General features: G+C 71.8%; 21 protein-coding genes and 1 tRNA gene. 10 read left to right on the top strand and 12 right to left on the bottom strand.

Translation table 11 applies throughout. From position 1 onward, the window contains the following. The first annotated feature begins 48 nt into the window (after positions 1-48). The 4 genes from RKD23_RS30345 to RKD23_RS30330 all read left to right on the top strand — a co-directional run bounded on the left by RKD23_RS30345 (position 49) and on the right by RKD23_RS30330 (position 5,180). A complete protein-coding gene (locus RKD23_RS30345; RefSeq protein WP_424856595.1) occupies positions 49-813 on the top strand; it encodes an IclR family transcriptional regulator in 765 nt (254 codons plus the stop codon). A 348-nt stretch (positions 814-1,161) separates the two neighbouring features. Further along, positions 1,162-1,956, top strand: a complete 795-nt coding sequence (locus RKD23_RS30340; protein ID WP_424856594.1) for an MIP/aquaporin family protein — start codon at positions 1,162-1,164, stop codon at positions 1,954-1,956. A gap of 63 nt (positions 1,957-2,019) precedes the next feature. Continuing rightward, positions 2,020-3,555: a glycerol kinase GlpK gene (gene glpK / locus RKD23_RS30335; RefSeq protein WP_424856593.1), complete on the top strand. Its 1,536-nt coding sequence runs from the start codon at positions 2,020-2,022 to the stop codon at positions 3,553-3,555. Between the two features lie 8 nt (positions 3,556-3,563). Beyond that, positions 3,564-5,180, top strand: a complete 1,617-nt coding sequence (locus tag RKD23_RS30330) for an FAD-dependent oxidoreductase (protein WP_424856592.1) — start codon at positions 3,564-3,566, stop codon at positions 5,178-5,180. A gap of 111 nt (positions 5,181-5,291) precedes the next feature. On the opposite strand, the gene RKD23_RS30325 is transcribed toward RKD23_RS30330, so the two are convergent. Beyond that, the gene (locus tag RKD23_RS30325) at positions 5,292-6,176 is read right to left on the bottom strand and encodes a TIGR03620 family F420-dependent LLM class oxidoreductase (protein WP_424856591.1); all 885 of its coding nucleotides are present in this window, start codon (positions 6,174-6,176) and stop codon (positions 5,292-5,294) included. 180 nt (positions 6,177-6,356) lie between these two features. Here RKD23_RS30325 and RKD23_RS30320 point away from each other — a divergent pair, with 180 nt between their 5' ends. Then, a complete protein-coding gene (locus tag RKD23_RS30320) occupies positions 6,357-7,331 on the top strand; it encodes a PAC2 family protein (protein ID WP_424856590.1) in 975 nt (324 codons plus the stop codon). A 66-nt stretch (positions 7,332-7,397) separates the two neighbouring features. Here the strand turns inward: RKD23_RS30320 and RKD23_RS30315 are convergent, their stop codons facing one another. From RKD23_RS30315 to RKD23_RS30295, 5 genes are all read right to left on the bottom strand, one after another. Next, a complete protein-coding gene (locus RKD23_RS30315) occupies positions 7,398-8,351 on the bottom strand; it encodes an SMP-30/gluconolactonase/LRE family protein (RefSeq protein WP_424856589.1) in 954 nt (317 codons plus the stop codon). Between the two features lie 191 nt (positions 8,352-8,542). Beyond that, positions 8,543-9,772, bottom strand: coding sequence for a cysteine--1-D-myo-inosityl 2-amino-2-deoxy-alpha-D-glucopyranoside ligase (mshC, locus tag RKD23_RS30310; RefSeq protein WP_424856588.1), 1,230 nt, complete (start codon positions 9,770-9,772; stop codon positions 8,543-8,545). 92 nt (positions 9,773-9,864) lie between these two features. Next, positions 9,865-10,683 carry an SCO1664 family protein gene (locus tag RKD23_RS30305; RefSeq protein WP_424856587.1) on the bottom strand — a complete coding sequence of 273 codons (819 nt, stop codon included), beginning with the start codon at positions 10,681-10,683 and terminating at the stop codon, positions 9,865-9,867. Continuing rightward, positions 10,647-11,237 carry a DUF3090 domain-containing protein gene (locus RKD23_RS30300; protein ID WP_424856586.1) on the bottom strand — a complete coding sequence of 197 codons (591 nt, stop codon included), beginning with the start codon at positions 11,235-11,237 and terminating at the stop codon, positions 10,647-10,649. Before RKD23_RS30300 ends, RKD23_RS30305 begins: the two co-directional genes overlap by 37 nt. A 74-nt stretch (positions 11,238-11,311) precedes the next feature. Further along, on the bottom strand, positions 11,312-11,998 hold the full coding sequence (locus tag RKD23_RS30295; RefSeq protein WP_424856585.1) for a histidine phosphatase family protein: 687 nt from the start codon (positions 11,996-11,998) through the stop codon (positions 11,312-11,314). Positions 11,999-12,060: 62 nt separating this feature from the next. On the opposite strand from RKD23_RS30295, the gene corA reads away from it, so the two are divergent. Continuing rightward, positions 12,061-13,056 carry a magnesium/cobalt transporter CorA gene (gene corA / locus RKD23_RS30290; protein ID WP_424856584.1) on the top strand — a complete coding sequence of 332 codons (996 nt, stop codon included), beginning with the start codon at positions 12,061-12,063 and terminating at the stop codon, positions 13,054-13,056. A 13-nt stretch (positions 13,057-13,069) separates the two neighbouring features. Here the strand turns inward: corA and RKD23_RS30285 are convergent, their stop codons facing one another. Both RKD23_RS30285 and RKD23_RS30280 read right to left on the bottom strand, forming a co-directional pair. Then, positions 13,070-13,858, bottom strand: a complete 789-nt coding sequence (locus RKD23_RS30285; RefSeq protein ID WP_424856583.1) for a ferritin-like domain-containing protein — start codon at positions 13,856-13,858, stop codon at positions 13,070-13,072. Positions 13,859-14,100: 242 nt separating this feature from the next. Further along, positions 14,101-15,156 carry an LLM class F420-dependent oxidoreductase gene (locus RKD23_RS30280; RefSeq protein ID WP_424856582.1) on the bottom strand — a complete coding sequence of 352 codons (1,056 nt, stop codon included), beginning with the start codon at positions 15,154-15,156 and terminating at the stop codon, positions 14,101-14,103. A gap of 170 nt (positions 15,157-15,326) precedes the next feature. Between RKD23_RS30280 and RKD23_RS30275 the strand changes: the two genes are divergently transcribed. Further along, on the top strand, positions 15,327-16,313 hold the full coding sequence (locus tag RKD23_RS30275) for an aldo/keto reductase (protein WP_424856581.1): 987 nt from the start codon (positions 15,327-15,329) through the stop codon (positions 16,311-16,313). Then, on the top strand, positions 16,310-18,475 hold the full coding sequence (locus tag RKD23_RS30270; protein WP_424856580.1) for a helix-hairpin-helix domain-containing protein: 2,166 nt from the start codon (positions 16,310-16,312) through the stop codon (positions 18,473-18,475). Before RKD23_RS30275 ends, RKD23_RS30270 begins: the two co-directional genes overlap by 4 nt. A gap of 90 nt (positions 18,476-18,565) precedes the next feature. Here RKD23_RS30270 and RKD23_RS30265 read toward each other — a convergent pair whose 3' ends face one another. Continuing rightward, a complete protein-coding gene (locus RKD23_RS30265; protein ID WP_424856579.1) occupies positions 18,566-19,354 on the bottom strand; it encodes a hypothetical protein in 789 nt (262 codons plus the stop codon). A 47-nt stretch (positions 19,355-19,401) separates the two neighbouring features. Between RKD23_RS30265 and RKD23_RS30260 the strand changes: the two genes are divergently transcribed. Continuing rightward, positions 19,402-19,590: a DUF5703 family protein gene (locus tag RKD23_RS30260; protein WP_028422893.1), complete on the top strand. Its 189-nt coding sequence runs from the start codon at positions 19,402-19,404 to the stop codon at positions 19,588-19,590. A gap of 76 nt (positions 19,591-19,666) precedes the next feature. On the opposite strand, the gene RKD23_RS30255 is transcribed toward RKD23_RS30260, so the two are convergent. The 3 genes from RKD23_RS30255 to RKD23_RS30245 all read right to left on the bottom strand — a co-directional run bounded on the left by RKD23_RS30255 (position 19,667) and on the right by RKD23_RS30245 (position 22,323). Then, on the bottom strand, positions 19,667-20,482 hold the full coding sequence (locus tag RKD23_RS30255) for a chaplin (protein WP_424856578.1): 816 nt from the start codon (positions 20,480-20,482) through the stop codon (positions 19,667-19,669). Between the two features lie 126 nt (positions 20,483-20,608). Beyond that, on the bottom strand, positions 20,609-20,842 hold the full coding sequence (gene chpH / locus RKD23_RS30250; RefSeq protein WP_424856577.1) for a chaplin ChpH: 234 nt from the start codon (positions 20,840-20,842) through the stop codon (positions 20,609-20,611). Positions 20,843-20,997: 155 nt separating this feature from the next. Continuing rightward, positions 20,998-22,323, bottom strand: coding sequence for a M20/M25/M40 family metallo-hydrolase (locus RKD23_RS30245; RefSeq protein ID WP_424856576.1), 1,326 nt, complete (start codon positions 22,321-22,323; stop codon positions 20,998-21,000). Positions 22,324-22,554: 231 nt separating this feature from the next. Between RKD23_RS30245 and RKD23_RS30240 the strand changes: the two genes are divergently transcribed. Then, positions 22,555-22,642: transfer RNA gene (locus tag RKD23_RS30240), tRNA-Leu, on the top strand. Positions 22,643-22,678 lie beyond the last annotated feature (36 nt).

Raw genomic sequence — 22,678 nt, 5'->3', positions numbered from 1 at the left:
GCATGGTGCCACGGCTCGACGGTCGAAGGGGACGGAGGCAGGACGGCGATGGCACGGAACATCCAGTCGCTGGAGCGGGCGGCGGCGATGCTGCGCCTGCTCGGGGGCGGCGAGCGACGGCTGGGCCTGTCGGACATCGCCTCCTCGCTGGGCCTCGCCAAGGGCACCGCGCACGGCATTCTGCGCACGCTGCAGCAGGAGGGGTTCGTCGAGCAGGACGAGGCCTCGGGCCGCTATCAGCTGGGCGCGGAGCTGCTGCGCCTGGGCACCACCTACCTGGATGTGCACGAGCTGCGCGCGCGGGCCCTGGTGTGGACGGACGACCTGGCCCGCTCCAGCGGCGAGAGCGTGTATCTGGGCGTGCTGCACCAGCAGGGCGTGCTGATCGTGCACCACGTCTTCCGCCCGGACGACAGCCGTCAAGTGCTGGAGATCGGGGCCATGCAGCCCCTGCACTCCACGGCGCTGGGCAAGGTGCTGTCGGCGTACGACCCGGTGGCGCACAGCGAGGCGATGGAGGCGGACCGCAAGGCCTTCACGGACCGCACGGTGTGCGAGCCGGAGGCCTTCGAGCACATCCTCGACATCACACGTGCGCGCGGCTACGCGGCGGACGTGGAGGAGACCTGGGAGGGCGTGGCGTCCATCGCCGCGCCGATCCACGACCGCCGGCGCATGCCGGTGGGCGCCGTGGGCATCACGGGCGCCGTGGAGCGGCTGGGCCGCGACGGCGAGGTGCGCCCCGAACTCATCGCGGCCGTGCGCGACTGTGCCCGCGCGGTGTCGCGGGATCTGGGCGCCGGACGCTTCTGAGCAACTGCCTCACCCGGCCGGGACGCCACGACGGCGTTCCGGCCTTCGGCCTACCCTGAAACCCAATGCAAGGTGGGCATAAAGCCCGAAGCTGTACAGGCACGGACGCATCGGCGATAAGTCGAGTCGATCAATAACGATCGTGCTTTCGATAACAGAACTCTTGACGTGCGCGTTACGCCGAAGCAAGACTCCCGTCCATCGGTCGGCATTGTCGAACACCTACCGGCAATACGCGCTAGAGTGTGACAACGCCAAGGGACCGGCAAGCTCTCACCCCCGAGGGCGCAGCACCCCCGAAGGGACTCGGGGTCTGCTTCCCCTGGACGAAGGACAAAGGAGTCGCGGGTGTCCAGCTCCGACATCTTCATCGGCGAGACCATCGGTACCGCCATACTCATCCTGCTCGGCGGTGGCGTCTGCGCCGCCGTGACGCTGAAGGCCTCCAAGGCCCGCAACGCCGGCTGGCTCGCCATCACCTTCGGGTGGGGCTTCGCCGTGCTGACGGCGGTCTACACCTCGGCGCCGCTGTCCGGCGCGCACCTCAATCCGGCGGTCACGCTCGCACTCGCGATCAAGGACAACGACTGGAGCAACGTCGCCACCTACTGGGGCGGCCAGGTGCTCGGTGCCATGATCGGCGCGGCTCTGGTCTGGGTCGCGTACTACGGCCAGTTCCACGCCCACCTGACCGACAAGGAGATCGTCGGCGGTCCCGGTGCGCAGGAAACCGCCACCAAGGCCGTCGAGGCCCAGGAGACGGGCGCCGGTCCGGTCCTGGGTGTCTTCTCCACCGGTCCGGAGATCCGGAACGCGGTGCAGAACCTCGCCACCGAGATCATCGGCACGATCGTGCTGGTGCTCGCCGTCCTCACGCAGGGCCTGAACGACAACGGCAACGGCCTGGGCATCCTGGGCGCGCTGATCACCGCCCTGGTGGTCGTCTCCATCGGTCTGTCGCTCGGCGGTCCGACCGGCTACGCGATCAACCCGGCCCGTGACCTCGGCCCGCGTATCGTGCACGCCCTTCTGCCCCTGCCCAACAAGGGCGGCTCCGACTGGGGCTACGCCTGGATCCCCGTCGTCGGTCCGCTGATCGGCGCGGCGATCGCCGCGGGTATCTACAAGGTCGCTTTCGTTTAACCAGACCTAGGCATACGCGCCGTACGTACAGCCCCGTAACCCAAGGACCTCCAGGAGCACACAGTGACCGACGCCCACGCCGGCCCCTTCATCGCCGCCATCGACCAGGGCACGACCTCCAGCCGCTGCATCGTCTTCGACCGGGACGGCCGTATCGTCTCCGTCGACCAGAAGGAGCACGAGCAGATCTTCCCGAAGCCGGGCTGGGTCGAGCACGACGCCAACGAGATCTGGACCAACGTCCAGGAGGTCGTCGCCGGAGCCGTCCAGAAGGCCGGCATCACCCGCGACGACATCAAGGCCATCGGCATCACCAACCAGCGCGAGACCACCGTGCTGTGGGACAAGAACACCGGTGAGCCCGTCCACAACGCCATCGTGTGGCAGGACACCCGCACCGACGCCCTGTGCCGGGAGCTCGGCCGCAACGTCGGCCAGGACCGCTTCCGCCGCGAGACCGGTCTGCCGCTGGCGTCGTACTTCGCCGGCCCCAAGGCCCGCTGGCTGCTGGACAACGTCGAGGGCCTGCGCGAGCGCGCCGAGGCCGGGGACATCCTCTTCGGCACCATGGACACCTGGGTCATCTGGAACCTGACCGGCGGTGTCAACGGCGGCAAGCACTACACCGACGTCACCAACGCCTCCCGCACCATGCTGATGAACCTCCACACGCTGGAGTGGGACGACAAGATCGCCGAGTCCATCGGCGTGCCGCTGGCGATGCTGCCCGAGATCCGCTCCTCCGCCGAGGTCTACGGCGAGGTCACCGGCGGCAAGCTCGGCGACCTGCTCGGCGGCATCCCGGTCGCCTCCGCGCTCGGCGACCAGCAGGCGGCCCTGTTCGGCCAGACCTGCTTCTCCGAGGGCGAGGCGAAGTCCACCTACGGCACCGGCACGTTCATGCTGATGAACACCGGCGAGAAGATCATCAACTCCTACTCGGGCCTGCTGACCACGGTCGGCTACCGGATCGGCGACGAGCAGCCGGTCTACGCCCTGGAGGGTTCGATCGCCGTCACCGGTTCGCTGGTGCAGTGGATGCGCGACCAGATGGGCCTGATCTCCACCGCGGCCGAGATCGAGACGCTCGCGCTCACGGTCGAGGACAACGGCGGCGCCTACTTCGTGCCGGCCTTCTCCGGCCTGTTCGCCCCGCACTGGCGCTCCGACGCCCGCGGTGTCATCGCCGGCCTGACCCGGTACGTCACCAAGGCGCACCTGGCGCGTGCCGTCCTGGAGGCCACGGCCTGGCAGACCCGTGAGATCACCGACGCCATGACGAAGGACTCCGGCGTCGAGCTGTCGGCCCTGAAGGTCGACGGCGGCATGACCTCCAACAACCTGCTGATGCAGACGCTCTCGGACTTCCTGGACGCCCCCGTGGTGCGCCCGATGGTCGCCGAGACCACCTGCCTCGGCGCCGCCTACGCCGCCGGTCTCGCCGTCGGCTTCTGGACCAGCACCGACGACCTGCGCGCCAACTGGCGCCGGGCCGCCGAGTGGACCCCCCGCATGGACGCGGAGACCCGCGACCGTGAGTACAAGACCTGGCTCAAGGCCGTCGAGCGGACCATGGGCTGGATCGAGGACGAGGAGTAAGAAACCCCATGACCACGCAGTCCACCCTGCAGTCCGTACCTGCCCTGGGCACGCACCCGGCGTCCGGCTCGAACCCGAGCCGCGCCGAGACCCGGGAGCAGCTCTCCAAGGCGTCGTACGACCTTCTCGTCATCGGCGGCGGCATCCTGGGCATCTCCACGGCCTGGCACGCCGCGCAGTCCGGTCTCAGGGTGGCTCTGGTCGACGCCGGCGACTGGGCCGGCGCCACCTCCTCCGCCTCCTCCAAGCTCCTCCACGGGGGCCTGCGCTACCTGCAGACCGGCGCGGTGAAGCTGGTGGCGGAGAACCACTTCGAGCGCCGTGCGGTCTCCCGTCAGGTGGCCCCCCACCTGGCGAACCCGCTCACGTTCTACCTCCCCGTGTACAAGGGCGGGCCGCACGGCGCGGCGAAGCTCGGGGCGGGCGTCTTCGCCTACTCCGCGCTCTCCGCGTTCGGTGACGGCGTGGGCCACCTGCTGTCGCCCGCGAAGGCGGCGCAGGACGTGCCCGAGCTGCGCACCGACAACCTCAAGGCCGTGGCCGTGTACGGCGACGACCAGATGAACGACGCGCGCATGGCGCTGATGACGGTCCGCGCGGCCGTCGAGGCGGGCGCGGTCGTCCTCAACCACGCCGAGGTCACCGGCCTGCGCTTCACCAAGGGCCGGGTCACCGGTGCCGAGCTGCGCGACCGGCTGTCCGGCGACGAGTTCGGCGTCAGCGCCCGGCTGGTGCTCAACGCGACCGGCCCCTGGGTGGACCACCTGCGCAAGATGGAGGACCCGAACGCGGCGCCCTCCATCCGCCTGTCCAAGGGCGCGCATCTGGTCCTGAAGCGCACCTCCCCCTGGAAGGCCGCGCTGGCCACCCCGATCGACAAGTACCGCATCACCTTCGCCCTCCCCTGGGAGGACATGCTGCTGCTCGGCACGACCGACGAGGAGTACGAGGGCGACCCGGCTGACGTCGCGGTCACCGAGAAGGACACGGCCCAGATACTCGACGAGGCCGCGTTCTCCATCCGCGACCAGCAGCTCGACCGTGACCTGATCACGTACGCGTTCGCCGGTCTGCGGGTGCTGCCGGGCGGCCCCGGCGACACCGCGAAGGCCAAGCGCGAGACGGTGGTGACCGAGGGCAAGGGCGGCATGCTGTCCGTCGCGGGCGGCAAGTGGACGACCTTCCGCCACATCGGCCGTACGGTGATGCAGAAGCTCGAGGCGCTGCCGGGTCACCCGCTGGGCGAGGACTTCGAGCCGATCTCCTCGCTGCCGAAGAAGCTGCCGCTGCCGGGTGTCGCCAACCCGCGCGCGGTCGCCCACCGTCTGCTGACCGACGGCCCGGCGCCCGGCCCGCGCATGGCGGCGGACACCGCCCGGCACCTGGCGACGCACTACGGCTCGCTGGCCTTCGACATCGCCCGGCTGGCCAACGACAACCCCGAGCTGGCCGAGCGCGTCCACCCGGACGCGCCGGAGATCTGGGCGCAGGTCGCCTGGGCCCGTGACAACGAGTGGGCCGAGACCACGGACGACGTGCTGCGCCGCCGCACCACCCTGACGATCCGCGGCCTGGCCACGGACGAGGTGCGGGGGAAGGTCCAGGACCTGCTCGACAAGAAGTAGGTCACGGCTCGCTCGGCGAGAAGTAGGGCCGACAGGAACGACGGCCGGACGGTCCTACGCACGTGAGAGGGGCGGCTCCCCGCACAGGAGCCGCCCCTTTCGCCTGCCGCCTCAACCGTCGAGCAGGACCTCGCCGAGCCGCCTCCAGGACGGCATCGAGGACTCGCCGGGCGCGGTGCCGATCACCTGGACGGCGACATGGTCGGCGCCCGCGTCCAAGTGGCCGCGCAGCCGGGCGGCGACGCTCTCCGGCTCGCCCCACAGGACGAGGTCGTCGACGAGGCGGTCGCTTCCGCCGTGGGCGAGTTCCTCCTCGGTGTAGCCGAGGCGGCGGAACTTGGCGAGGTTGTACGGGGTGTCGAGGTACGGCACCAGGTGCTCGCGGGCGATCGCGCGGGCCCGGTCGGCGTCGGTCTCCAGCAGCACGGCGTGCTCGACGCCGAGGAAGGCGTCGGGGCCGAGGATCTCGCGGGCCTCGGCGGTGTGGGCCACGTTGACGTGGTAGGTGTGGGCGCCTGCCGTGCGGTCGCGGGCGAGGCCGAGCATCTTGGGGCCGTACGCGGCCAGCAGCCGGCGTACCGGGGACTTCAGGGGCGCGGTGGCGGGCGGCTGGAGGGCGTCCATGTCGTCGAGGTAGGCGGCCATCGCGGCCAGCGGCTTGACGCCGGCGTGGGGCGTGCCGCCGAAGCCGAGACCGAGGACGTGCCGGTCCGGGAAGGCGTCGGCCAGCAGCAGCGCCCCGCCCTGGGCGGTGCGGGCGTCGCGGGCCCAGATCTGCGCGATGCCGTTGATCACGGTCAGGCGCTCGGTGGCGGAGAGGAGCCGGTCGGCGAGGGAGAGTGCTTCACGGCCGCCCACTTCGGGGAACCACAGGGCGCGCCAGCCCAGTTGCTCCAGTTCCCGCGCCGACTCGCCGATCCGCGCGGCCGGTTGGTGTTCGAAGTCGAAGGTGTAGATGCCGAAGGTGCCCGGGTTCAGTCCGTCGATCGTCGCCATGCGTCCAAATATCGCAGGACCGTGCCGGCGTACCGGCCCCCTGTGATCGTTCGGGGTGTTCCGGGGTGGCGAACGGGGCAGTGATCCGTTCACTCCCCCGCGCAAGGGGGCTGCGGGCGCCCGCGCCGAACGCCGTAAGGTTGGGACGTCAAGCGAGGGCACGTCGGAAGGAGGCACTGGGTGATCGAGCTCGAGGGGGTTCCCGAGCTGATCGACCCGGTCATGGTGGCCGCGTTCGAGGGCTGGAACGATGCCGGCGACGCCGCCTCCACCGCGGTCGCGCATCTGGAGAGGGAGTGGAAGGGTGAGGTGTTCGCGGCGCTGGACGCCGAGGACTACTACGACTTCCAGGTGAACCGCCCCACGGTGTTCATGGACAACGGCGTACGCAAGATCACCTGGCCTACGACGAGACTGTCGGTCGTCCGGGTCGGCGGGGACAAGCCGCGCGATCTGGTGCTGGTGCGTGGCATCGAACCGTCGATGCGCTGGCGGTCGTTCTGCAACGAACTGCTCGGGTTCGCGCACGAGCTGGGCGTGGAGCTGGTGGTCGTCCTGGGCGCCCTGCTCGGCGACACCCCGCACACCCGCCCGGTCCCCATCAGCGGGACCACGTCCGACGCGGACCTGGCCCGCCGGATGAACCTGGAGGAGACCAAGTACGAGGGCCCGACGGGCATCGTCGGTGTCCTGCAGGAGGCGTGCACGCACGCGGGCGTCCCGGCGGTGTCGCTGTGGGCGGCCGTACCGCACTATGTGTCGCAGCCGCCGAACCCGAAGGCGACGCTGGCGCTGCTCAACCGCCTGGAGGACCTGATCGACGTGCGTATCCCGCTGGGCGAGCTGCCCGAGGACGCGCGCGCCTGGCAGGTCGGCGTGGACCAGCTGGCCGCCGAGGACACCGAGGTCGCCGAGTACGTGCAGACGCTGGAGGAGGCGCGGGACACCGCGGAGCTGCCGGAGGCGTCGGGCGAGGCCATCGCCCGGGAGTTCGAGCGCTATCTGCGGCGCCGGGACGGCGGCGGCACGGCGGGCGGGCACGCCACGGACGGCGAGGGCTCGCCGTACCGGCGGGACAGCTCCGGCGGGGACCGCAACCGGCCGCCGAAGCCGCCCAAGCCGGGCGCGGACGACGGGGAAGCGTCGGAGGACTGAGGGCATGACTGCATGACTGCATGACGAGGAGGGGCGGTGCGTGGCGCACCGCCCCTCTTCGTCGTGTCACACCCGGTCCACCGCCACGACGTCGTAGTCGGTGTCGGAGGTGGGCTCCTCGACGTCGAAGCGGGCGTTGGGCAGGTAGATGCGGTCGCCCCAGGCCGCGGCCGTCGTCGGGATGCGGAAGCGGGCCGGGTCCTGGATGCGGGTGATCAGCGAGCCCCGGGTGCCGGCGGAGTTCAGGCGGAAGACGTCGACGGCGTTCTGCCACTGCTGGACGACGTAGAGGGTGCGGCCGAGCAGCAGCAGGCCGTCGCCGTTGGGCAGGAGCGCACCGCCGAGGTCGACCGCGCGGGCCACGCCGGTGCGCGGGTCGACGCGCATCAGTGTGCCGCCGCCGGCGAAGGCGTTCACCACGAGCAGGGCGCTGCCGTCGGGGGTGCGCTCGATGCCGTTGGCGGTGAAGTCGTCGCCCTGCACCCAGTCCCCGCCGAGCCGTACGGTGCGGGCCTCGCCGGGCTCGTTGCGCGCGCCCAGTTCGAGCCGGTACAGCGCGTCGGTGAAGGAGTCGGTGAACCAGGCGGCGCCCGGGGTGAGGATCACGTCGTTGACGAAAGAGCCGCCCACCGGGACGATCCGCTCCACCTCGCCGGTGCGGGCGTCGACCGTGCGCAGCTCGCCGCTGGGGCCGCCCGCCAGGAAGAGCCGGCCGTAGCGGTCGCTCTTGAGTCCGACGGTGGGGTGCGTCTCGTCGAGGCCGGTGCGCACGCGGGTGCCGCGGCCGGTGGGGAGATGGACCCGGTAGAGGTCGGCGTGCCCGAGGGAGCCGAAGTAGGCGTACGGGCCGGGGCCGATGGCGATGCCCTCGGGCTGCCAGCCGTTCGGCAGCGGGAACTGCTCGGGCCAGGGGTGCCGGGGTGCCGCGGCCGCGTGGGCGGTGCCGCCGGCGAGGGCGGCGGCCGAGAGGGCCGCGGTGGCGGTGAGTAAGTGTCTGCGTGTCGGTGAAGCGAAGTCCACGGTGCGTCCTTACCCGGAGGGGCCGGCCGAGCGGGCCGAGCCGCGTGATCGTCGGACGCGCTCACCCCATCACATGACGGCCCGGCGCACAGCCCCAGCGGTCATGACGATTTGTCAACACAGCCATGGCGAAGGGCACTTACTCCCCGGATGTGCGGGGGGAAGTGCCCTTCGCCTTGCTCTACGGCGCTCTACAGAGCCACGCCCAGCAGCGCGTCCACCGCGCGCGAGGCGACACCGGGCGCGCCGATGTCGGTGCCGCCCTCGGACTCCTGGCGGGCGACCCAGCGGTCGACCGCGGCGAGCGCGGCCGGGGCGTCGAGGTCGTTCGCGAGGGCCTCGCGGATCTCGTCGACGAGCGCCTCGGCGGCCGGGCCGTCCGGCCGGGAGACGGCCGCGCGCCAGCGGCCGAGCCGGTCCAGGGCGTCCCTGAGGACCTGGTCGGTCCACTCCCAGTCGGCGCGGTAGTGGTGGGCGAGCAGGGCGAGGCGGATGGCGGCGGGGTCGACGCCCTCGCGGCGCAGCGCGGAGACGAAGACCAGGTTGCCCTTGGACTTCGACATCTTCTCGCCGTGCAGGGCGACCATGCCGGCGTGGACGTACGCCTTGGCCATGGGGAACTCGCCGGTGAGCACCTGGGCGTGCGAGGCGCCCATCTCGTGGTGCGGGAAGGCGAGGTCGGAGCCGCCGCCCTGGACGTCGAAGCCCATGCCGAGGTGGTCGAGGGCGATGGCGACGCACTCGATGTGCCAGCCGGGCCGGCCGGGGCCGAGGGTGGCGCCGTCCCAGCTGGGCTCGCCCTCGCGGGCGGCCATCCACAGCATCGGGTCGAGCGGGTTCTTCTTGCCGGGCCGGTCGGGGTCGCCGCCCCGCTCGGCGGACAGCAGCCGCATGGCGGCGGCGTCGAGGTTCGAGACCTGCCCGAAGCGCGGGTCGGCCTCGACGGAGAAGTAGATGTCGCCTTCGAGCTCGTAGGCGGCGCCCATGTCCCGCAGCCGCTCGACGAGCGGCACGATGCCGGGTATCGCCTCGACGGCGCCTATGTAGTGCTGCGGCGGGAGCATCCGCAGCGCGGTCATGTCCTCGCGGAAGAGGGCGGTCTCCTTCTCCGCCAGGGCGACCCAGTCGATGTCGTCACGCTTGGCCCGCTCCAGGAGCGGGTCGTCGACGTCGGTCACGTTCTGGACGTAGTGAACCTGCCGCTTGGTGTCCAGCCAGACGCGCTGGACGAGGTCGAACGCGTTGTAGGTCGCCGCGTGCCCCATGTGGGTGGCGTCGTACGGCGTGATGCCGCAGACGTAGAGGCGGGCGACGGGACCGGGCTCGAGGGTGACGAGCCCACCGGTCGCGGTGTCGTGGATCCTCAGGTCGCGGCCCTGACCAGGCAGGGCGGGGACCTCGGAAGCGGGCCAGGCATGCATGTGTCGAGCCTAACCGGACTGGAGTTCCGGATACGAACCGGAGGACGCCGGTTGGCCGGGAAGGCGCTCTTGTGTTCTGCCGCTCGGTGTGCTCACACGGGTGGCCAGGGGATCGCGGGCCACTCCCCACTGGGTTCGGGGTGTTTTCCGGAGGCCAGCAGCGCCTCGACACGCGCGCGTGTGGCGTCGGTCTCGGCGGGGGTGATCAGCGGGGCGAGGCGCTCGGCGAGGGTGCCGCCGGGCAGCAGGGACTCCTTGAGCCCCTTCAGGACGGCCACCGCCTCCTCGGGCAGCGGCTCGCCCGCCCAGCCCCACAGCAGGGTGCGCAGCTTGTTCTCGGCGTGGAAGGAGACGCCGTGGTCGATGCCGTACAGGCGGCCGTCCGCGGCGGGCAGCAGATGGCCGCCCTTGCGGTCGGCGTTGTTGATCACCGCGTCGAGCACGGCGAGCCGCCGCAGCCGCTCGTCGTCGGCGTGCACGAGCAGCGCGGTCTGTCCCTCCCCCACCTCGGCGAACCCGATGGCCTTCCAGCCGGGCTCGGGCTCCTCGCCGTCGACCAGGGCGAGCAGCTCGGCGTCGGCCGTCGCCTCGATCCACAGCTGGACCATGCCCTCGCCGTAGGGGCCGTCGCGCAGCACGGTGGGCGGGACCAGCTGCCAGCCGGTCGCCTCCGAGACCTCGTAGGCGGCCAGCTCGCGCTGGGCGAGGGTGCCGTCGGGGAAGTCCCACAGGGGGCGTTCCCCGGCGACGGGTTTGTAGATGCAGGTGATTTCCTGACCTTCGTGGGCCAGGGTGCAGTAGAGCGCCGCGTTGGAGGCCTCGCGCAGGCGTCCGCGTACGGTCAGCTCGCCCTCGGCGAGCAGGTCCGCCGGTGTCATGCTCCGCGGCGGTATCCGTTCTGGCGCGGACATACGTGTCCCTCCGGGTCGAGCGGCAGGCTGCACAACGGGCAGGGCGGCCGGCCGGCGTTGACGACGTCCAGGGCGCGCTTGGCGAAGGCGCGGGCCTGCGCCCCGGTGAGCCGGACCCGCAGCATCGGGGGTCCGTTCTCCTCGTCCTGCAGAAGTCTCTCCTCCGCCTCGGCGAGGTCCTCCTCGGTGTCGGCGTCGAGCTCCACGAGGGCCTGTGCCTCGACGATCATGCGCTGTTCCTCGCCGTCCCAGGCGAGGGCCATGGTGCCGACCCGGAACTCCTCCTCGACGGGGGTGTCCAGGGGGGCGGTGTCGGAGATCTCGGCGGGGGCGACGGCGGGGACGGCCGCGCTGCCTCCGGTGCGGCGTACGACCTCGTCCAGCAGCTCGTCCATCCGTTCGGCGAGCGCGGCGACCTGGGTCTTCTCCAGGGCCACGCTGGTCACCCGGGAGCCGGCGGTGGCCTGGAGGAAGAACGTACGGCGCCCGGGCAGTCCGACCGTACCGGCCACGAAGCGGTCCGGGGGGTCGTAGAGGAACACCTGACGGGACACGTCCAGCTCCAAGAATCGTGAAGAGGGGCAATCGCGGCGCAGTTGCGGTGGATTCACCCTACTGCGGCCGACGATCACGGTGCGCCCGCACCGCCCCCGACGGTCGCCTGGTCGTTCGGGGGCTCCTCGCGCGGCACCAGGGAGGCGAAGTCGCCGGTGTCCCCGAGGCGGACGAGAAACGGCCGCAGGCGGGTGTAGCGGATCGCGGTGATGGAACACGGTTCGACGGAGATCCGCTGGAAGAGGTCGAGATGAAGTCCGAGTGCTTCCGCCACGAGCGACTTGATGATGTCGCCGTGCGAACACATGAGGTAGACGGCGTCGTCGCCGTGGTCGCGCTCCACGCGCGCGTTCCATTCCCGTACGGCTTCGGCGGCGCGGGTCTGCATGGCGCGCATGGACTCGCCGCCGGGGAAGGCGGCGGCGGAGGGGTGGGCCTGGACGACCTGCATGAGGGGTTCGTCCATGAGTTCGGCGAGCTTGCGGCCCGACCAGTCGCCGTAGTGGGCCTCGCCGATGCGCTCGTCCTCGTGGACGGTGACGTCGGGGCGGGCGTCGAGCAGCGGCTGGATCGTCTCCCGGCAGCGTTGCAGGGGGCTGGTGACGATCTCGCGGATCGGGAGGTCGGCGAGCCGTCCGGGCAGCGCGGCGGCCTGTGCGAGGCCGCGCTCGTCGAGGGCGACGCCGGGCGTCCAGCCGGCGAGCAGTCCCGCGGTGTTGGCGGTGGAGCGTCCGTGCCGGACCAGAAGCAGCGTGGGCATGCCGACCAGGGTAGGCATATGAACGGGTGCGGTGGCGGGCGTCCGAGGGGAGAATTCGCTCCGTGATCGTCGACTGCGCCGTCTATCACGACGGGAGGCGGACCGAGGGACCGTCGGACCTGTCCGACGCGCTGGATACGGCGCGCGCGGCCGGCGGGTTCGTGTGGATCGGTCTGCACGAGCCGTCACCGGACGAGTTCGACCTGGTCAGCGAGGAGTTCGCGCTGCATCCGCTGGCGGTCGAGGACGCTTTGAAGGCACACCAGCGCCCGAAGCTGGAGGTGTACGAGGACTCGCTGTTCATGGTGCTGAAACCGGTCGTCTACGAGCCGGAGGGCGACACCGTCTCCTCGGGCGAGGTGATGATCTTCCTCGGTGACTCCTTCGTGGTCACGGTCCGTCATGGCGAGGGCGCCCCGCTGAAGGCCGTACGACGACGTCTGGAGGACGAGCCGGAGATGCTGGCCAAGGGTCCTACGGCGGTGCTGTACGCGATCACCGACGCGACCGTCGACCACTATCTGGAGGTCGCGGACGAGCTGCAGACGGACCTGGAGGAGCTGGAGGCGGAGGTGTTCTCGCCGGAGCGCGGCGGGTCGCGGCACACGGCGTCGCGGATCTACACCTTCAAGCGGCAGGTGCTGGAGTTCCGCCGGGCGACCGGCCCGCTGACGCTGCCGCTGGCCAGGCTCGCGGGCACCGGCGCCTTCGGTGTGGCGGTGCCGTTCGTGGACGCCAAGGCGCGGCCGTACTTCCAGGACGTGAGCGACCATCTGACGCGCGTGAACGAGTCGGTGGAGGGCCTGGACCGGCTGGTGTCGGACATCCTGTCGGCGCATCTGGCGCAGACGAGCGTCCGGCAGAACGACGACATGCGGAAGATCTCGGCGTGGGCGGCCATGGCCGCGGTCCCGACGATGCTGGCGGGGATCTACGGCATGAACTTCGACCACATGCCCGAGCTGCACTGGGTGTGGTCGTATCCGGCGCTGATCGGGCTCATGGCCGCCCTGGAGGTGCTGCTGTACCGGCTGTTCAAGAGCCGCGACTGGCTCTGACTCACGCGAACTCTCACGCGAACTCGGGCGCGGGGGTGGCCGGTCCGCCCAGCGCGTCGCGGCGTTCGGGGGTCTTCAGACGGACCATGCGGCGCCAGCCCGCGAACCGCTCCCAGGCGTACACGGCGTGGATGCCGGCCGCGAGGACGGCCGACCTGGCCCTGGACCAGCCGAGGAGGCGGCCCATGTGGGCCATGACGGCGAGGCTGACGTCGCGGTAGATGCGGATCTCGGCGAGCGCGCTCTCGCGCAGGGTGCGCTGGATGGCGTGGCCGTGGCCGGCGCGGGCGAAGCGCAGGAGTTCCTCGTGGCAGTAGGCGAGGTGGTTGTCCTCGTCGCTCGAGATCATCTTCACCGCGCGGCCGATGTCGGGGTGGTCGGCGAAGTGTCTGCGCAGCAGTTCCATCTGCTCGGAGGCGCGCTGCTCGGTGACCCGGCTGTGGGCGAGGTAGGTGACGATGTCCTGCACGGTGAGCGGTTCGTCGCCCTTGAGCTTGTCGTGGGCCAGGCCGATGCCGTGGCGCTCCAGGAGCATCGTGTAGTCCGTCTCGGGCGGCACGGGGACGGGTTCGAGGCCGCGCTTCTTCAGCAGGGCGTTGAAGATCCGGCCGTGTTTGTCCTCGTCGGCGCCGTGCCGGGTGATCTTGGGGGCGAGGCCGCGTTCGCTCGCGGGGACCAGCGCGGCGATCCGGGCGTTCTCCCAGCCTCCTTGCGACTCCCCGCTGGCGGCGATGGAGCAGAACAGCCGGAAGGACTCGTCGTTGTCGAGGATCTCCTGGAAAAGACTCTTGGCCGAAAGCATCTGAGGCACCTCTCGCTCTCCGCGGGATGCGCGGGTTCCGCAGGGTCCGCGAAGAACGAGTCAAGTGCCGTGCCGCAAGGGCCGCAACAGTTGTGTCGGGCGACTCCGCCAAAAGGAGGACGTGCCCGGTGCGTAACCCGGGCCCGGTCCGGCGCGTTGTGCTGGATGACGGCCGTGGCGGGGAAGACCCCCGAGCCCCCACCACGGCCGCTGAAACTCCCCCTCCCGCCGATGCCGGTGGCTCACGCCAGCCCGGCGCGCTCCATGGCCTCGACGCCGGCGCGCAGCGCGGCCAGGCGGTCGTCCAGGGTGAAGCCCGCGGGGGTCACGGTGAGGGTGGTGACACCGGCGGCGGCGTAGGCCTTCATCCGGTCGGCGATGCGGTCGACGGAGCCCAGCAGGGTGGTGCGGTCGATCAGTTCGTGCGGTACGGCGGCCGCGGCGCCCTGCTTGTCGCCGGCGAGGTACTTGTCCTGGATCTCGGTGGCGGCCTGCTCGTAGCCCATGCGCCGGGCGAGCTGGTTGTAGAAGTTCTGCTTGCGGCTGCCCATGCCGCCGACGTAGAGCGCGGTGTAGGGGCGGAAGAAGTCGGCCAGCAGCGGGACGTCCTTGTCCTCGCCGAGGGCGAGGGGCAGGGTCGGGCAGATGTCGAATCCGTCGAGGGTCTTGCCGGCCTTCTCGCGTCCCGCGCGCAGGTGCTTGATCGCGGTCTCCTCCAGGTGCTCGGCGGAGGGGAAGATCAGCAGGGCGCCGTCGGCGATCTCGCCGGTCTGCTCCAGGTTCTTCGGGCCGATCGCGGCGATGTACAGCGGGATGTGCTCGCGCTGCGGGTGCACGGTCAGCTTGATCGGCTTGCCGGGGCCGTCGGGCAGCGGCAGGGTCCAGTGCTCGCCCTCGTAGGACAGGCGCTCGCGGGTCATGGCCTTGCGGACGATCTCGACGTACTCACGCGTGCGTGCCAGCGGCTTGTCGAACTTGACGCCGTACCAGCCCTCGGAGACCTGCGGTCCGGAGACGCCGAGGCCGAGGCGGAAGCGGCCGCCGGAGAGCGAGTCGAGGGTGGCGGCGGTCATCGCGGTCATCGCGGGCTGGCGGGCCGGGATCTGGAAGATGGCCGAGCCGACGTCGATGCGCTCGGTCTGGGCTGCGACCCAGGTCAGCACGGTCGCGGCGTCCGAGCCGTAGGCCTCCGCGGCCCAGCAGACGGCGTAGCCGAGCCGGTCGGCCTCCTGCGCGACGGCGAGGTTGTCGGAGTCCATTCCGGCACCCCAGTAGCCGAGGTTGATCCCGAGCTGCATGCCAGATCCCCTTACTGATCAGTAACGTCTCTGTTCCGCAGACAGTAGCCCACGGGCCGCGGCGCGGGGCAGGGGTGTCGCGGGCCCCTTCGAAGGCAGTGTTGCGATCATCGGAAACGGTTGTCCACAGGCCCCCACACGGCGGGTTCCGGCCAGTACTCTCGGCGTCCATGGAGCAGAGGCATCTCGGCCGCACCGGCCTGCGTGTGTCCCGTATCGGTCTCGGCACCCTGACCTGGGGCCGGGACACCGACGAGCATGACGCGGCGGACCTCTTGAAGACGTTCTGGGATGCGGGCGGGACCCTCGTCGACACCGCGGACGTCTACGGCGACGGAGAGGCCGAGTACGTCCTCGGGCGGCTCATAGAAGGGCTGATCCCACGGCGGGATCTGGTCATCTCCACCAAGGCCGGCAGCGTGCCGGACCCCGACCGCCGCTTCGACGGCTCGCGCGGCCATCTGCTCGCCGCGCTGGACGCCTCGCTGGCCCGGCTCGGCACCGACCACGTCGACATCTGGCATGTGCACGCCTTCGACCCCACGACCCCGCTGGAGGAGACCCTCCAGGCGCTCGACCTGGCTGTCAGCAGCGGTCGGGCCCGGTACGCGGGCGTGTCCAACTTCTGCGGCTGGCAGCTCGCCAAGGCGGCGACCTGGCAGCTGGCGGCGCCGGGGGTGCGGACCCGGCTGGCCAGCACGCAGATGGAGTACTCCCTGCTCCAGCGCGGCGTGGAGCGCGAGGTGCTGCCTGCCGCGCTGGACCTCGGCATCGGGCTGCTGCCGTCCTCGCCGCTGGGACGCGGGGTGCTGACCGGGAAGTACCGGGGCGAGGCGATGCCGCCGGACTCACGGGGCGCCTCGGAGCACTTCGCGCCTTTTGTGGAGCCCTACCTCGACGACACCGCGAGCCGGATCGTGGACGCGGTGAGCACGGCCGCGGACGGCCTTGCGGTGACCCCGCTCCAGGTGGCCCTCGCCTGGGTGCGCGACCGGCCCGGGGTGGCCGCGCCGATCGTCGGCGCGCGCAACGCGCAGCAGCTCACGGCGGCATTGTCAGTGGAGGCGCTTAGTCTTCCTGACGAGATCTGCCGGGCGCTCGACGATGTGTCGGCGCCCGTGCACCGCTATCCCGATCACGACTGGAGCACGCTGTGAGCACGGAGCCGGAGACCACCGAGAACGCCGGGCCGGAGACACCGCCCGCCGCGGTGGAGGGGGCCGACGGGGCCACGGAGGCCCCGGACGCCACGGAGGCTGCCGAGGACGGCTCCAAGGAGGCCGCCGAGGGCGCCGAGGGCGCCGGTGAGCTGTCCGAGGCCGAGGCCGAGTTGGTCGCGCAGCGGCTGGAGCGGGAGCGGATCGAGCGGCGCAAGGCCGAGAAGCAGGGTCCCGTCGACAGCGGGGCGAAGCTGAGCGGGAAGGCCGCCGAACTGCTCGCCGCCGTGCGCGCGGTGGAGGGCGGGGCCAAGCCCCCGGCGACCGTGTTCGGCACGCCCGAGCCCCCGCGCCGCCCGGCGACTCCCGAGCCGGTACGACGTCCCCAGCCGGTGCCGGCCGCGCCCGAGCCCGGCTCCACGACCCCTGCCCCGGAGGCCGTCGCGGCCGTGCAGGGCGTGCTGCGCGAGGGCGGTGCGCCGGAGGCCCTCGCCGCGCAGGTCGCGGCCGCGCTGGGCGAGGGCGCCGAGGAGCGGCTGCGCGAGGACCCCTGGCAGCTGCTCGGGGTCGCCGGGGTGCGGCCCGAGCAGGCCGACGGGTTCGCGCGCGCGCTGCTCGGCGCGGAGTGCGGGCCGGACGACGAGCGGCGCGGCCGGGCCCTGACGGGCTGGCTGCTGGAGCAGGCCGCGCTCGCCGGGCACACCGCCCTGGAGCTGCCCACGCTTGTCGCGGCCCTGGGGCAGCGGGGCGTGCCCGACCCGGACGCGGCCGTGCAGGGCGCTCTCGCGGAGGGCGAGGCGCTGGCCTTCCAGGACGCCCTGGACGGGCCGGGCACGCCTGCGGCCGAGGACGAGGAGGAGGCCGAGGAGAGCCGCCCGGTGCGGGTCCTCGTCGGTCTCGAGCGGTACGCGCTCGCGGAGGAGAGCCTCGCCGACGGCCTGGCCCGGCTGATCAACTCGACGCCCGAGCAGGGCGGTTCGGCCGAGGACTGGCAGAGCGCCGCCGCCTCCGCGCAAGGGTCCGCCGCCGAGCTGATCCGCGCGGTCGCGGCGCACGGCCTGGTCCTGCACACCGGCGCCGACGCCTCCCTCGCCGAACCGGCGGCCCTGCTGCACACCGCGCACACCCTGGGCCTGCGCGCCTGGGCGGCCACCCACAGCCCCGTGGGCCGGGCCCGCTTCGCCGCTCTGCTGGATGCCCCGGAGGGGCCGGGCACCGCCACCGTCGCCGGGCTGCTGTCCGGCGCCGAGGGGCCGGGGCGGGACTCCGACGGGGCGCTTGACCTGGACCTGCTGGTCGTGCTCGACGCGCCGCAGCTGGACGTGGAGACGGCGGCGCTGCTCGTCGAGTCGCTGCCGGACGGGGCCCGGCTGGTGCTGGCCGGGGACCCGGCCGTGCTGTGGTCCGCGGGGCCGGGCCGGGTGTTCGCCGATCTGCTCGCCGCGCGTATCTGCCCGCAGGTCGCCTCGCGCCGGCCCGACCCGGGCCCGCTGGGCGAGCTGGTCTCCGGCATCGGCATCGGCGAGCTGGGGCAGGTGGACGCGCCCGGCAAGGAGATCGTCATCGTGCCCGTGCGGGACGCGGGCGAGGCCGTGCACCGGACCGTGCAGCTCGTCGCGGACTCGGTGCCTCGGGCGATCGGTGTGCCCGCCGAGCAGACCGTGGTGATCACGCCGGGCCACGGCGGTGCCGCGGGCACCCGCGTGCTCAACGCGGCACTCAAGGAGCGGCTCAACCCCGGCCCCGGCCGGTTCGGCGGCTTCGACCCCGGCGACCGGGTCGCCTACTCCCCCGCCCCGGGCCGCACGCTGCCCGGCCAGGTGGTCAAGGCCGACGCCGACGGGCTGCACCTGTCGTGCGCGGGCGAGGCCGTCGTCGTACCGAAGGAGCGGGTGGAGCAGACCGTACGGCACGGGTGGGCGCTGACCGCGCACCAGGCGGTCGGCGGCCGCTGGCCCGCGGCGGTCGTGGTGCTGCCCGGGGACGCGGCGCAGGCGCTGAACCGGCCGTGGGTGTACACGGCGTTCGGCCGGGCCGAGCGGCATCTGTCCGTGGTCCACGGGGTGGAGCAGGCGCTGCCGCGGGCGGTCGCGGAGGTGCCGGCGAAGGCGCGCACGACCCGGCTGCCGGTGCTGCTGACTCCGCAGGCCGCGCAGGACTGAGCCCGCCCGGACGGAGCACGACAGCGGCGGCGGCCGCGGGGGATGTCCCCGCGACCGCCGCCGCCCTTGTCCCAGCTGTCTCAGCTTCTCTCAGCGGTCCGCTTCCAGCCGCTCCAGCTCGTCGTCGGGCTCGGAGTCGTACCCGTAGTCGTCGGCCTCGTCCACGTCTTCGTCGGAGTCGACGTCGGAGTCGGCGTCGGCCTCGTCGATGTCCTCTTCGTCGGCCTCTTCCGGCTCGTCGACCTCGTCCACGACCTCCAGATCGTCGTCCAGGTCGTCGTCGGTCTCGTCGTCGAATACCGCGCTGACGTCGAAGCGGCAGACCACCCGCTGGGGGTCGACGTGGTCGAACGGCGTCTCCAGCCACTCGCCCGGCTCGGCCGGTTCGTCGGCGGCGATCACCCACAGCGTGGAGTCGCCCTCCTCCAGGCCGAACTCCTTGTGCCGGGTGGCGATCTCGTCCGGCTCGTACTCGCCGAACAGGATGCCCAGCGCGCCGTGCACCGTACCCGCCGCGTCCGCGTCGTCGTACTCGGCCGCCTCGACCCGCTCGGCCTGGGCCAGCAGCCGCTGCGGCTCCACCACGGCGTAGTCGCGGCGGATCAGCACGCTGAGCGCGTTCGGCTCCTCCGGGCCCGTGTAGGGCGGGGTGGAGTCGGCGCCGGGGATCTCGAAGGGCGTGACCTCGTCGTAGCGGTCGTAGAGCAGTTCGTCGTACGCCTCTGCGGCCGCGGCAAGCTGGTTGAACGCCTCGTAGACGGCCGGGTCCTCGTCCCCCGACCGGCGTTCGACCGCGGCCAGGTGGCGGTCGAGCGCGGTCTTGACCGCCTCGGCGGCGGCGCGTACCTCGGCAGCGGTGGGCTGCGCAGCATCAGACATAGTGCAGACGCTATCCGTACCGGGCCCCAGCCCGCACAATAGATGCGATGCCGGAATACGAATTTGTCGACGTGTACGTACCGCGCGGGGTCTCCCGCAAGGAGGCGACACGTCTGCTGACGGACCATGCCGAGTACGGACACTGGGAGTTGTACCGCCTGAGTCTGATGCGTGACGGCAGCCGCAGGGTGCGGTTGCGGCGCAGGATCATCCGCCAGGTGCGCGCCACCTGGTGAGCGCCCGAAGACGGCGGAAACGGAGCGGGCCCCGCAGTTGCGGGGGCCCGCTCCGTCATGAGGGATGTGACGTGTGTTACGCCGACCTGCGCGCCCTGCGGTACAGGACGGCGCCGCCGAGCACGGCCCCGGCCCCGAGCGCCGCGGCCGCACCGACGGGCAGGTCCATGCCGGTGGAGGCGAGTTCCGTGCCGCCGGTGTGTGCCGCCGGGTGGGACACGGACCGGTCGGTGCCCGGTGTCCGGTGGCCGTGGACGGACGAGTCGTCGTGGGGGGCGGCCGGCGGGCGGTGGTCCGGCGACGGCGGGGCGGGCGGGATGTTCCGGTCCTCCGGGACGCCGGGCTTGCCCGGTCCCGGCGGCGTTCCGTAGCCGTTGTCGTCGTCCGGCGGGCCGGGCCGCGTTCCATGGTCGGAGCCGCAGTCGTTGCCCATGGCCGGGTTGAGGGCGCCGACGACGTCGACGCTGTTGCCGCAGACGTTGACCGGGGCCTCGACGGGCGCCTGGACGTGGTTGCCGGACGCGACGCCCGGGGAGTCGCTGGTGCTGCCGTCGGCTCCCGTGTCACCGGAGCCACTCGACCCACTCGAGTCGCCGTAGCCACCGGAGTCGCCGTAGCCACCGGAGTCACCCGAGTCGCCGGACGTACCGCTGTTGTTGGTGCACGAGTTGCCCATGGCCGGGTTGAGCGCGCCGACGACGTCGACGGTGTTGCCGCAGACGTTCACCGGCGCGGACACCGGCGCCTGCACCGAGTTGCCGGAGAGCACGCCGGGCGAGTTGGAGGCGGAGCCGCTCGCGCCGGAGGCGGCGTGCGCGGCGCCGCCCGCGGCGGCGATCACGCCGGTGGCCGCCGCCATGGTCAGGAGGCCTTTACGGGTGGCCTGTCGCATGTATTGATCCCTGCCTTTCGTGAAAGACGCTTTCGTGAAAAAACGCGGCAAAGACCGGTCGGCCCCGGAGCGCATGGCGCGCGCTCCGGGGCCGACGGGGTGGGGACGCCCCTCAGTTGGTGGGCGTCAGTCGTTGACGCAGGTGTTGCCGAAGGCGGGGTTCAGCAGACCGATCACCGAGACCGTGTTGCCGCAGACGTTCACGGGGATGTGCACCGGAACCTGAACGACGTTGCCGGACGCGACACCCGGGGAGTGCACGGCGGCACCCTGGGCACCCGAGTCGGCAACGGCCAGGCCCGCACCCGCGAGAACCAGCCCACCAGTGGCAGCCGCAGCAGCGACGACCTTCTTGATCATTATTCCTCCTTGTTGGCAAAGCGATCCAAGCCGCGGATCGCAACACCAGTAACGAGGAGCGCCGATTAGGGCTACGACCTGATGAGCGCATTCACTCTTCTCGGTCAACTACGCACGCGCGTACGAGGGTTGAAGTGTCGTTTCAGTGGGCGATTTCAGGACGCGTCGAGGAACCGGTCGAGCACCCGTACGCCGAACTTCAGGCCCTCCACCGGCACCCGCTCGTCCACGCCGTGGAACATGCCGGCGAAGTCCAGCTCCGGCGGCAGCTGGAGCGGCGCGAAGCCGAAGCAGCGGATGCCGAGGTCGTCGAAGGACTTGGCGTCGGTGCCGCCGGAGAGCATGTAGGGCACGGCCCGGGCGATCGGGTCCTCCGCGCCGAGGGCGGTCTGCATGGCGTCGACGAGCTTGCCGTCGAAGTCGGTCTCCAGCGCCTTGTCGCCGTGCACGTCCTCGCGCTTGACCCGGGGGCCGAGGATGCGGTCCAGGTCGGCGAGGAACTCCTCCTCGTAGCCGGGCAGGAAGCGGCCGTCGACATGCGCGGTGGCCTGGCCGGGGATGACGTTGACCTTGTAGCCGGCGCCGAGCATGGTCGGGGCGGCCGAGTTCCTGAGCGTGGCGCCGACCATCTTGGCGATGCCGCCGAGCTTGGCGAGGGTCTCGTCCATGTTCTCGGGGTCGAGCTCGGTGCCGAGCGCGTCGGAGAGCTCGTCCAGGAAGGACCGTACGGTCTTGGTGACCCGCACCGGCCAGGTGTGCCGGCCGAGCCGGCCGACGGCCTCGCACAGCTCGGTGATGGCGTTGTCGTCGTTGGTCATCGAGCCGTGTCCGGCGGTGCCGTCCACGGTGAGCCGCATCCAGTGCATGCCCTTCTGGGCGGTCTCGACCAGGTAGAGGCGCAGCTTCTCGTTGACGGTGAAGGAGAAGCCGCCGACCTCGCCGATCGCCTCGGTGACGCCCTCGAACAGGCCGGGGTGCTTGTCGACGAGGTAGCGGGCGCCGTAGGTGCCGCCCGCCTCCTCGTCGGCGAGGAAGGCGAGGACGATGTCGCGCGGGGGCTTGCGGCCGCTGCGCATCCGGTCGCGGACGACCGCGAGGGTCATCGCGTCCATGTCCTTCATGTCGACGGCGCCGCGGCCCCACACGCAGCCGTCGGCGACCTCGCCGGAGAAGGGGTGGTGGGTCCAGTCGTCCGCGTTGGCCGGGACGACGTCGGTGTGGCCGTGGATGAGCAGGGCCGGCCGGGACGGGTCCTCGCCCTCGATCCGGGCGACCGTGGAGGCGCGCCCCTTGTGGGACTCGATGATCTGCGGTTCGAGGCCCACCTCCGCGAGCTTCTCGGCGACGTACTCGGCCGCCTTGCGCTCGCCGGGGCCGGAGTGGTCGCCGTAGTTGCTGGTGTCGATCCGGATCAGCTCGCGGCAGAGGTCGACGACCTCGTCCTGGCCGGTGACGCCGCCGGCCGTGCCCGTCTGGCTCACGCTGGTTCCTCCCGCTGTCACTGCTGGTGGTCCACTGCTGGTGGTCTCCCTCATCCTCCACCCCGCCGGGCCCCGCCCCAAGACCGGTCCCGGCCCGACACACGCCGTTCACGCGGCATGGGCCGGCGCGGGCCGTGAGGGCGCTCACGGCCGGCTGTGATCGGGCACCCTCGAAAGCCTGGTAATGTTTACGACGTCGCCGCGGGGGAAACCCCGCACGACAGACACCTTGTCCGGGTGGCGGAATGGCAGACGCGCTAGCTTGAGGTGCTAGTGCCCTTTATCGGGCGTGGGGGTTCAAGTCCCCCCTCGGACACCAGCTGAGACCCCTGTTGACCAGGGGTCTTCTGCTTTT

Origin of the sequence: Streptomyces sp. SAI-170 (genome assembly GCF_049739565.1) — a bacterium.
Taxonomy (GTDB): Bacteria; Actinomycetota; Actinomycetes; order Streptomycetales; family Streptomycetaceae; genus Streptomyces.
Note: the sequence above shows the minus strand (reverse complement) of the source record. Positions and strands in the feature narration are given on the sequence as shown.